Source organism: Novosphingobium sp., assembly GCF_025351285.1.
Lineage (GTDB): Bacteria > Pseudomonadota > Alphaproteobacteria > Sphingomonadales > Sphingomonadaceae > Novosphingobium.
Map to the genome: position 1 here is coordinate 16,964 of NZ_JANXWG010000136.1, position 10,568 is coordinate 27,531.

11 protein-coding genes are annotated in these 10,568 nt (G+C 64.7%); 6 read left to right on the top strand and 5 right to left on the bottom strand.

Going from position 1 to position 10,568, the window contains the following annotated elements:
• Window positions 1–333: 333 nt before the first annotated feature.
• The 6 genes from Q0R16_RS16680 (at window position 334) to Q0R16_RS16705 (ending at window position 6,353) form a co-directional block, all read left to right on the top strand.
• Window positions 334–1,932, top strand: coding sequence for an EAL domain-containing protein (locus Q0R16_RS16680; RefSeq protein ID WP_295638714.1), 1,599 nt, complete (start codon window positions 334–336; stop codon window positions 1,930–1,932).
• Between the two features lie 60 nt (window positions 1,933–1,992).
• Entirely contained in the window at window positions 1,993–2,829 is an 837-nt protein-coding gene (dapF, locus tag Q0R16_RS16685; RefSeq protein ID WP_295638717.1) for a diaminopimelate epimerase, read from the top strand.
• Window positions 2,826–3,998, top strand: a complete 1,173-nt coding sequence (locus Q0R16_RS16690; protein ID WP_295638720.1) for a MiaB/RimO family radical SAM methylthiotransferase — start codon at window positions 2,826–2,828, stop codon at window positions 3,996–3,998. The genes dapF and Q0R16_RS16690 overlap by 4 nt, the downstream gene beginning before the upstream one ends.
• Entirely contained in the window at window positions 3,995–4,921 is a 927-nt protein-coding gene (ftsY, locus tag Q0R16_RS16695) for a signal recognition particle-docking protein FtsY (RefSeq protein ID WP_295638723.1), read from the top strand. The genes Q0R16_RS16690 and ftsY overlap by 4 nt, the downstream gene beginning before the upstream one ends.
• Window positions 4,921–5,589: an inner membrane-spanning protein YciB gene (locus tag Q0R16_RS16700; protein ID WP_295638725.1), complete on the top strand. Its 669-nt coding sequence runs from the start codon at window positions 4,921–4,923 to the stop codon at window positions 5,587–5,589. Before ftsY ends, Q0R16_RS16700 begins: the two co-directional genes overlap by 1 nt.
• A gap of 173 nt (window positions 5,590–5,762) precedes the next feature.
• On the top strand, window positions 5,763–6,353 hold the full coding sequence (locus Q0R16_RS16705) for a urate hydroxylase PuuD (RefSeq protein ID WP_295638728.1): 591 nt from the start codon (window positions 5,763–5,765) through the stop codon (window positions 6,351–6,353).
• 239 nt (window positions 6,354–6,592) lie between these two features.
• Here the strand turns inward: Q0R16_RS16705 and Q0R16_RS16710 are convergent, their stop codons facing one another.
• The 5 genes from Q0R16_RS16710 to Q0R16_RS16730 all read right to left on the bottom strand — a co-directional run.
• The gene (locus Q0R16_RS16710) at window positions 6,593–8,542 is read right to left on the bottom strand and encodes a KUP/HAK/KT family potassium transporter (RefSeq protein ID WP_295638732.1); all 1,950 of its coding nucleotides are present in this window, start codon (window positions 8,540–8,542) and stop codon (window positions 6,593–6,595) included.
• Between the two features lie 4 nt (window positions 8,543–8,546).
• Complete coding sequence (locus Q0R16_RS16715; protein ID WP_295638735.1) at window positions 8,547–9,245, bottom strand: tetratricopeptide repeat protein; 699 nt, start codon at window positions 9,243–9,245, stop codon at window positions 8,547–8,549.
• On the bottom strand, window positions 9,242–9,664 hold the full coding sequence (locus Q0R16_RS16720) for a cytochrome c-type biogenesis protein (RefSeq protein WP_295638743.1): 423 nt from the start codon (window positions 9,662–9,664) through the stop codon (window positions 9,242–9,244). The genes Q0R16_RS16715 and Q0R16_RS16720 overlap by 4 nt, the downstream gene beginning before the upstream one ends.
• 11 nt (window positions 9,665–9,675) lie before the next feature.
• Window positions 9,676–10,239 carry a DsbE family thiol:disulfide interchange protein gene (locus Q0R16_RS16725; RefSeq protein ID WP_295638738.1) on the bottom strand — a complete coding sequence of 188 codons (564 nt, stop codon included), beginning with the start codon at window positions 10,237–10,239 and terminating at the stop codon, window positions 9,676–9,678.
• A partial coding sequence (locus tag Q0R16_RS16730) for a cytochrome c-type biogenesis CcmF C-terminal domain-containing protein (protein ID WP_295638740.1) occupies window positions 10,236–10,568 on the bottom strand: 333 nt, incomplete at its 5' end. The genes Q0R16_RS16725 and Q0R16_RS16730, both read right to left, overlap by 4 nt.

Genomic DNA, 10,568 nt, shown 5'->3' on the forward strand with positions numbered 1-10,568 from the left:
AACGCGAAAAACGCCGGTGGGCGAAACCTCGCCGACCAGCGTTTGGCATCCATCGGGCCAAATCGATCTTGTGCCACGTTCCTTTACGAACCGCAGGACAATGGGCCCCTAACGCCAAAACCGGCGCATTGCAAGCAGTGGGCGCTTGGATGGATCGCCTGCAAAGGTAGGCCGTGCGGCGGTACCATATCTTAACCGAAACTTCAGTCGATTGCGCTAACCACCCTCATCGAGTGAACAGTTCAGAGGCGGACGAGCCGGATCATGGCATCAAGCAAGGCAAACTCGACCAGCAATGGCGGCGAGAATCGGCTTAGAACGGCCGAGCGAGACATGATGGCTCTGGTCATCGTGGTCTTGGCCATCGCGCTGTTCGTGGGAACAGGCAGTCGCGCGCTGATTCAGACGGCGCATTCCATCGTCACCGGCCAGGGCCCGATCGATCCGCTGCTGGCCAACGCGCTGTTCCTCAACGTGGCACTCCTGATCTTCGGTTATCGCAGGTACAAGGAATTGACCCGCGAAGTGGGTGAACGGCGCCGCGCCGAAGAAACCGCCAACTGGCTGGCGCAGACCGATCCGCTCACCGGCTGCCTCAACCGCCGGAGCCTGCTGCCCGCCACCACCGGCATGATCGAACAGGCGCAAGCGCAGGGGCAGAACGTTGCGGTGATGATGATCGATCTCGATCGCTTCAAGGGCATCAACGATTCGTACGGACATCGCATGGGTGATGCAGTGCTGATCGAAGTGGTCGCACGGTTGCGCGCGCTGCTGCCCGGCGACGTGCCCCTTGCCCGGCTGGGTGGTGATGAGTTTGCCTGCGCGATTCCCTTTGCCGATCAATCCGCGCAAAGCATCGACGCGCTGGCCAACCGTATCATCGAACGCCTGGCAGAACCGGTCTATGGCGAAGGACACACGCTCAACACCGGCGCCTCGATCGGCCTGGCCAGTACGATTGCATTTGTCGCAGGTGAAATCGCGCCCGATGCCGATGAACTGCTGCACCGCGCAGACCTGGCGATGTACCAGGCCAAGAAGTTCGGCCGCAGCCGCTATTTCTGGTTCGAGACGCAGATGGCGCGCGAAATGCGTTCGCGCAGCGAGATCGAACGCGATATCCGCGACGGCATCGATCGCAACGAATTCGTGCCCTTCTACGAAAAGCAGATCGACCTTGCGACTGGCCGGATCACGGGCTTCGAGATGCTCGCGCGCTGGAATTCGCCCACGCACGGCATGGTCGCGCCCGAATCGTTTATCAGCATTGCCGAGGAAATCGGCGTGATCGGTACACTCTCCGAATCGCTGATCCGCCAGGCCGTGAAGGACGCGCGCGACTGGGGCAGCGACGTCACGCTGTCGGTCAACATTTCACCGATCCAGTTGCGCGATCCGTGGTTTGCGCAAAAGCTGCTCAAGATCATGGTCGAGGCCAATTTCCCGCCCAGCCGGCTCGAAGTCGAGATCACTGAAACCAGCCTTCACAACAACCTGGGCGTGGTCCGCTCGTTGATGACCAGCTTGCGCAACCAGGGCGTGCAAGTCAGCCTTGATGACTTCGGCATCGGCTACAGCTCGCTTTCGCAACTGCGCACATTGCCGTTCGACCGGATCAAGATCGACAAGAGCTTCGTTTCCTCGCTGTGTTCCAACCCCGACAGCGCGATGATCATCAGCGCGATCACGTCGATCGGCGATGGCATGGGACTGCCGATCACCGCCGAAGGCATCGAGAGCCCCGAAGTCGTCACGGCGCTGCAGAAATATGGTGCGTTCAAGGGTCAGGGCTATCTTTACGGCCGGCCCGCAGATGCCACGACCGTGCTGCGCTGGCTGAACGAGGACCGCGGGACTTCGGCTGAACCGGCGGTTCCTGTCGTCCCGGTATTGCCCGCGCCAGCGACGGCGAAGCGCGCCAAGCGGTAAATCCCCGCCGCGGCAAAAAGCCGCTCCACGCAAGCCGCGCGATCGTCTAGAGCGCGCACCATGCGTATTCCGTTTCGCAAGATGCATGGGCTTGGTAACGACTTCGTGGTGATTGATCGCCGCGATGCCGCGCTTGCCGCGTGGCCCGCAATGACCGGCACCCGTGCCGCCGCGCTGGCCGATCGGCAGACCGGGATCGGCTGCGACCAGGTGATCGTGCTCGAACCATCGGCGGTGGCCCGGGTGCGCATGCGGATCTTCAACCCCGATGGCGGCGAAGTCGAAAGCTGCGGCAACGCCACGCGCGCGGTGGGAATGCTGCTGGCCGGGCAAACCGGCGCCGCCGAAACCACGATCGAAACTGGTGGCGGCCTGCTGACCGCGCGCGTCGACGAGGCTGGCATCGCGGTCGACATGGGCGCGCCGCGCTTCGACTGGGACGCGATCCCGTTGGCTTATGCGATGGACACGCTGCACATGCCGGTCGGTTGGGAAGATCTTTCCGATCCAACGGCAGTCAACGTCGGCAACCCGCACGTGGTCTGCGTGGTGGCGGACGCGCAAGCGGTCGATCTCGCACGGCTGGGCCCGCAGATCGAAACCGACCCGCTGTTCCCGAGCCGCATCAACGTCAATGTGCTGAACCTGGCCGGGCCGGATCACATCCGGTTGCGCGTGTGGGAGCGCGGCGCGGGGCTAACCCGCGCGTGCGGCACCGGCGCATGCGCGAGCGCCGTGGTTGCGATCCGGCGCAAGCTGGTTGCAAGCCCGGTGCGCGTGTCGCTGCCTGGCGGCGACCTGACGATCGCCTGGGCTCCGGGCGGTTCGATCACGATGAGCGGCCCCGCTACGCTGGCCTTCGAAGGCACTTTCGACGACGCGCAGTTCCCGGCATGAGTTCAAACGTGATCACGCTCGGCTGCCGGCTGAACCTGGCCGAGAGCGAGCGCATCCACGCCATGATCGGGCCGGACACGGTGGTGGTCAATTCCTGCGCGGTCACCGCCGAGGCTACGCGCCAATCGCGCCGCGCGGTGCGCAAGGCGCGGGCCGATCATCCGGGCGCGCGGCTGATCGTCACCGGCTGTGCCGCGACGATCGAACCCGATGTGTTCGCGGCCATGCCCGAAGTCGATGGCGTGGTTCTCAACGATGCCAAGCTGCTGCCCGAATCATGGGGGCTCGCCATCGAACGCGCGCCGATCGCACGCTCCATCGCGCGCACCCGCGCATTCGTGCCGGTCCAGACCGGATGCGATCACGCCTGCACCTTCTGCATTATCCCGCAAGGCCGGGGCGCCAGCCGCTCGCTGCCCCCACTCGAAGTGCTGCGGTCGGTCCGCGAGCATGTCGAGGCGGGCACGAAGGAAGTGGTGCTGACCGGGGTCGATCTCACCAGTTGGGGCGCCGACTTGCCGGACCGCCTGAGCCTTGGCGCATTGGTCGCCACAATCCTCGGCGCATTCCCCGATCTGCCGCGGCTGCGCCTGTCCTCGCTCGACGGGATCGAGATCGACGATCACTTGTTCGACCTGATCGCGCATCATCCGCGCGTGATGCCGCATGTCCACCTTTCGTTGCAGGCGGGCGACGACATGGTACTCAAACGCATGAAGCGCCGCCATTCGCGAGGGGCTTCGCTCGATCTCGTCGGCCGTTTGCGCGCCGCACGGCCAGACATCGCGATCGGTGCCGACCTCATCGCCGGCTTCCCCACCGAAACCCCCGCGATGCACGCCAACAGCCTCGCGCTGATCGCCGAGTGCGGCATCGTCCACGGCCACGTGTTTCCCTATAGCCCCCGCCCCGGCACCCCCGCCGCGCGGATGCCGCAAGTCGATCCGCCCGAAGTCCGCGCCCGCGCCGCCGCCTTGCGCGAAGCCGTGGCGCACGAACGCGCGTTGTGGCTGGGCGGGCTGCTGCACAAACCGCAAGCCGTGCTTGCCGAACGCGACGGAACCGGCCATTCGGGCGCCTTCGCTCCCTATCGCCTGCCGCCCCGCGCGCGCGCCGGCGAAATTCTCACCATCACCCCCACACGGATCGTTGAAGGCATGCTGGCATGAGTGACGCCTCCTGGAGCGACAGATTGCTCGGCGGGTTCAAGCAGACGTCCGACCGGCTGACCAGCAATCTGGGCGGACTTGTCGGGAAAACAAAGCTCGATGCCGGCACGCTCGACGAGATCGAGGACGCGCTGATCGCCTCGGACCTCGGCCCGCGCGCCGCCGCACGCATCCGGGCGCGGCTGGAAGAAGGGCGCTACGACGCCGGGCTGACCGATGAAGGCTTGCGCGAAATCGTCGCCGAGGAAATCGCGGTGATCCTGCGAAAGGTGGCCAAGCCGCTCGACATCACCGCTTTTCCGCGCCCGCAAGTGATCCTGGTGATCGGGGTCAACGGTTCGGGCAAGACCACCACCATCGCCAAGCTGGCGCACGTGTTCCAGGAACAGGACTACGGCGTGATGCTGGCCGCCGGAGACACCTTCCGCGCCGCCGCGATCGGGCAATTGCGCGTCTGGGCCGATCGGCTGGGCGTGCCGATCGTCGCGGGCGCAGAAGGCGGCGATCCCGCAAGCGTGGTGTTTGATGCGCTGAAATCGGCAACCGAAACTGGCATCGACACGCTGATCGTCGACACCGCCGGGCGCCTGCAAAACAAGCGCGAACTGATGGACGAACTGGCCAAAGTGCGCCGCGTGCTCGGCCGGATGAACCCCGAGGCGCCGCACGACGTGGTGCTGGTGCTCGATGCCACCAATGGCCAGAACGCGTTGCAGCAGATCGAAACCTTCCGCGAAGTGGCGGGCGTGACCGGCCTGATCATGACCAAGCTCGATGGCACCGCGCGCGGCGGCGTGTTGGTCGCGGCGGCCGAACAATACGGCTTGCCCATCCACGCGATCGGGGTGGGCGAAACCATCGACGACCTTCGCGCGTTCGATCCAGACTTGCTCGCCCGCGTGATTGCCGGAGTGTTTCGCTGATGGCTTCCCAGCCCACCACCAAAAAACCCAAGTCGACCTGGCTCAACCTGGCGATCGATTTCGGGCCGCTGCTGGTGTTCTTCCTTGCTTACCGGCACTTCAGCCCGGCCGACGCGACAAAGGACACCTACGGCGCAGCGTTCGCCGTAACACGCAGCACCGCCGCGTTCATGGTGGCGACGGTGATCGCGCTGGTCATCTCAAAGTGGAAACTGGGCAAAATAGCGCCGATGTTGTGGCTTTCTGCCGTGCTGATTATCGGATTCGGCGCTCTGACGGTGTGGCTCGGCGATCCCGATTACATTCAGATGAAGCCAACTGGAGTTTACCTGCTGTTCGCAGCGATCCTGTTCGGCGGACTGCTGCGCGGAAAAGCGATGTTGCGCTACCTGCTTGAAGCGGCATTCGAAGGACTGGACCAAGAAGGCTGGCTCAAACTTTCTCGGAACTGGGCGGTGTTTTTTGTTATGCTGGCGGTTGGCAATGAGGTTTTGCGCCACTTCTATAACAAATCAAATGGCGGGTTCGAGACTTGGCTCTGGATCAAAGTCTGGGGCGTAACCTCGCTGTCGTTCCTGTTCACCTTCACGCAGTTGCCGATGCTGCTGCGCCACGGCCTGACGCAGGAAGCCAAGCCCGAAGCCGAGGCGAATCCACCGCACGATTGAGCCTCAAGCCCGCCACCCGCTCGGCTGATCGCGAAGGGCGCACAGCCGGTCGGGCAAACACAGGTGACAATTCGCGCGCTTGCCCTAAAATGGCTGGGCAGGCTCGTGGCGGCGGTCGTCACCTCCAGGTGAGGTGACGCGGCTACGGCAGACGCAATCTAGGGGGAAATACAATGGGTAAGTTTTTTGGAAACCTGCACGCGGTGCTCGGCGCGGGGCTGGTGCTCGCGCTGATCGTCATGCTCGGGCTCGACGCTGAATCGTTCAGCGGCACCGCCGCCTGCATCAAATTGACCTTCATCTGGCTGCACGTGTTCTTCGGCATCCTGTGGATCGGCCTGCTTTATTACCTGAACTTCGTCCAGGTGCCGACGATGCCCAAGATTCCGGCCGAAATGAAGGGCGCGATCACCGGGCACATCGCCCCGAAGGTGTTCTTCTTTTTCCGCTATTCCGCGCTGCTGACGGTGATCACCGGGCTGATCGTGGCATGGAACGGCGGATTCCTGGTCCAGGCGCTGTCGCTCGGCACGCCCGGCAAGGCGCGGCTGATCGGCGTGGGCATGTGGCTGGCGCTGATCATGGCGTTCAACGTATGGTTCATCATCTGGCCCGCGCAGAAGAAGATTCTCGGCCTGGTCGAAGCCACGGCCGAGGAAAAGGCGGTTGCCGCGCCGAAAGCACTGATGGCCAGCCGCACCAACCTGCTGCTGTCGCTGGCGATGATCTATGCGATGGTTGCCGCCAACGGCCTCATCGTCTGATCTCGTTCGCCATTGTGGCGTATAAAGGCGCGGCGCTCGAAAGGGCGCCGCGCTTTTTTGTTGGTCAAAGCTTCACATCGGTTCGTGTCGAGCCCTTCGGCAGGCTCAGGATGAACTGCCGCCATTCTGGCGTCAGTCGAGACACGCTTGCGCCGCGCATGGTGTCTCGACTTCGCTCGACACGAACGGGAACTGAGGCGCGGGAACTGGGGCGCGGGAACTATGATGCGCCGCAGCGCTCAAATCTCGACCTGGCTGCCCAGTTCCACAACGCGATTGGTCGGCAACCGGAAGAACTCCATCGCGCTGGCGGCGTTGCGCAGCATCCAGCCGAACAGCTTTTCGCGCCAGATTGCCATGCCCGGCTTGGCGGCGGCAATCAGCGTCTGGCGGGACAGGAAGAAGCTGGTGTGGAGCATGCTGAACGGTTCGCCGCACATCGAAATGCGGGTCAGTGCGGCGGGCACGTCGGTTTCTTCAAGGAAACCGAAGTGCAGCGACATGCGGTAGAAGCCCTGCCCCAGGTCTGTAACCTTGGCGCGCACCGCGTCGTCGACATAGGGCTCGTCATCGATCTTGACCGTCAGCAGCACCACGCGTTCGTGCAGCACCTTGTTGTGCTTGATGTTGTGGAGCAACGCCGAAGGCACGCCCGCAGCAGCCGATGCCATGAAGATCGCGGTGCCCTTGACCCGCTCTGCGCTGCCAACCGCAGACTTGATGAACACCTCCATCGGGATCATGTCGGCCTTCATGCTGGCGCGCATCAGCGCCCGGCCGCGCGCCCAGGTGGTCAGCAGCACGAAGATCACCCCACCCAGCATCAGCGGCAGCCAGCCACCATCGGGCACCTTGGTCATGTTCGCGGTCAGGTACAACGCGTCGATCGCCACGAACAACGCCAGCAGCGGCAGCGCGGCAGCCTTGCTCCACGACCACAGCCGGACCATCACCACCGCCAACAGCAGATTGTCGATCATCATCGCTCCGGTGACGGCGATCCCGTACGTCGAGGTCAGGTTGGTCGAGCGCTGGAACGCCAGCACCAGCAGGATCACCGCCACCATCAACGTGTAGTTGATCACCGGAATGAAGATCTGCCCGCCCTGCGCACTGGTGTGCTTGATGTTGAGCCGCGGCATGAAGCCAAGCTGGACCGCCTGTTGTGTGACCGAAAACGCGCCCGAGATCACCGCTTGCGATGCAATGATCGCGGCGGCCGAAGCCAGGATCAGCAGCGGCCATTGCAAGCCATCGGGCGCCAGCAAAAAGAACGGGTTCGCCACCGCAGAGCCGTGCCGCATCAGCAGCGACGCCTGCCCCAGGTAATTGAGCGTCAGCGCGGGTAGCACCAGCCCGATCCACGACACGCGGATCGGCAGGCGCCCGAAATAGCCCATGTCGGCATAAAGCGCCTCGGCCCCCGCCACCGCCAGCACCGCGGCGCCCATCGCCAGGAACCCGTGCCACGGATCGGCGGCGTACATCACCACCGCATAATGCGGGCTGAGCGCGGCGAGCACGCCGGGCATCTCGGCAATGCTCATCACCCCCAGCACGGCGATCGCCACGAAATACAGCACCATCACCGGGCCGAACAGCATCGCCACTTTGGCGGTGCCGCGTTCCTGGATCAGGAACAGGAACACCAGGATGAACAGCGCAATCGGCACCACCGACACGCGCATGTGCGGCGCATAGACTTGAATTCCCTCGATCGCGGCAAGCACCGAAATGGCCGGCGTGATCATCGCATCACCGAAGAACAGCGCGGTCGCGAACACGCCGAGCAGCACGATCCCCGCGCCCCAGCGCCGCGTTTCGGTGAGCTGGTTGATCAGCGCGAGCAACGCCAGACTGCCGCCCTCACCGCGGTTGTCGGCGCGCATCATCACGGTCACGTACTTGATCGTCACGATGATCAGCATGGACCAGAACATCAGGCTGATGATGCCGTAGATGTGCAACTGGTCGAGCGGCAGCGCGTGCTTGCCGGTGAAGGTGGCGCGCAAAGCGTAAAGCGGGCTGGTGCCGATATCGCCGAACACCACGCCGATCGCGCCGACCGCGCCGGTGATCAACCCGCGCGAACGCGCGCGCGGATCGGCGTCGACCCCGACTAAACTACGGTCGATCGCGCCGCCGACACTGGCCGGGCCGGCTTCAGTGGAAAGCAAGGTTTCGGTCATGATGTCAGCGCCCGACGGGCGGCTTTCCGCTGGCTTCAGCAGGTGGGGGAGCATTGGCTGCGGCCGGTAACGCGGCATCGCCGGTCGTGCCCAGCATCTGGTTGATCCGGGCCAACCGCGCCGACAGATCATCCCGATAAGGCGCGTCGGCAGGGGTGCGCGCGAGCAGCTTCATCCACAGCGCACGCGCTTCGGGCAGCTTGCCCGATTGCGCCAGCGCAAGGCCCATGAAAAACGGCGGCCCGGGATGCTCGGGCGAAATGTCGGCGGCGCGCTGGAATGCCAATTGCGCGGCTGGGCTGATCAGCCCGTCGCTGTGGCCGACCAGCGCATTGCCCATCGCCACCCACAGATCGGCGTTCTTCGGGTCCTTGCGGACCGCGCTGCGCAACACATCGGAGGCGGCGGCGTACTGGCCCTGCCGGGTCAGAGCGTCGGCGAGGATCAGCCAGCTCTGGCTTGTCCCGAACTTGTTGCCCATAGCCTGGCGTTCGGAAATGGTGGCGGCATCGGCGGCCCTGGCGTTTTCAGCCGGAGCCTTGGGCGCCCCTGCCTGCCCGGGATGGCCTTGCAGCGCATAGCCCGAAATCCCCAGCAGCAGCGCCGCGCCGGCCAGTTCCCACCCGCCGCGCGGCAGCTTGAGCACCAGCACCAATGCCGCGAACACCGCAACCGCGATCAGTACGATCACGACCCACATCATGCGCTTTTATCCTCGGGCTTGCGGCGCGCAAAGCGCCCGCGCAGCAGGAACGCCGCGAGCGCCAGCAAGGCGACCGGCGCCGCGAACAGCGGCCAGGTCTGCGCGCTCATCACCGGCTTGTAGCTGACATAGCTGCCGTAGCGCTGCATCAACCAGGCGCGGATTGCTTCGGGCTGTTCGCCCGCGGCAATCCGCATCCGCACGATATTGCGCATGTCACCGGCCAGGCTGGCGTTGGAATCGGCGATCGATTCGCCTTGGCAAACCAGGCAGCGCAGCGTGTCCATCAAGTCGCGCGCGACCTTTTCCTGCGCCGGATCGGCAAGCTGAGTATAGGCATAAGGCGCGGGCGGTAGGCTATCGTTTGCGTGCGCAGGGGCCTGGGCAACGATCGCCGCGAGCAGCGCCAGCAGGGCTATAGCCAAGCGGTTCACTTCGCCGCCTCGGCCAGTTTCTGGCGCAGTGTGTCCATATCCTGCGGTCCGATCACGCCGATATGCTGGTAACGGATCACGCCCTTGCCATCGATCACGAAGCTTTCGGGCACGCCCGACGAACCGATCGCCAGTTGCAGCGCGCTGGTCGGGTCCGAGCCGATTGCCGCATACGGATTGCCGTTGCGCGCCAGGAACGCGTCGAGATCGACGGGCCGATCGCGGATCGCCACGCCCTGCACCGACACGCCGCTGCGTGCCAGTTCATCCAGTTGCGGGGATTCGGCCGCGCAAGGAACGCACCACGATGCGAACACGTTGAGCAGCTTCGGCTTGCCATCCTTGAAGGAGGCAGCCGCCAGCCCGGGCCGGTCTGCCGCGATCTTGGGCAGGTCGAACACTGGCAGCGGCTGGCCGATCATCTGGCTGGTGATGTCGCGGCTGGCCGGGCGGAACAGCCCGAACATGACCAGCACGAAGAACGCGCCGAACAGTCCGAGCGGCAGCCATAAGGCAAGCCCGGGCTTTTTCGCGGCGGTGGTGTCAGCAGCGCCGCTCATCGGCCCTGCCTCTGCCGGCGGAACGAAATCTTGCTCAGCGCGCGGAAGCGGCGGATATCGTGCGCCACGCGGCCCAGCAGCGCCAGGAACCCGCCGAACGCGACCAGCACGCCGCCGTACCAGATCATCGGCACGAACGGCTTCCACCACAGCCGCAATTGCCAGCGGCCATCCTCGGCCTGTTCGCCCAGAACGGTGTAGAGCTGGCCGTTCCAGCGCGTATGCAGCGCGGATTCGGTGCGGTTGCCCGGTGGCGCAGAGAACGTGCGCGCCTGCGGGGTCAGCTTGGTCGGCGCTCCGCCGGCGTAGCTTGCGGCCAGTTCGGCCTG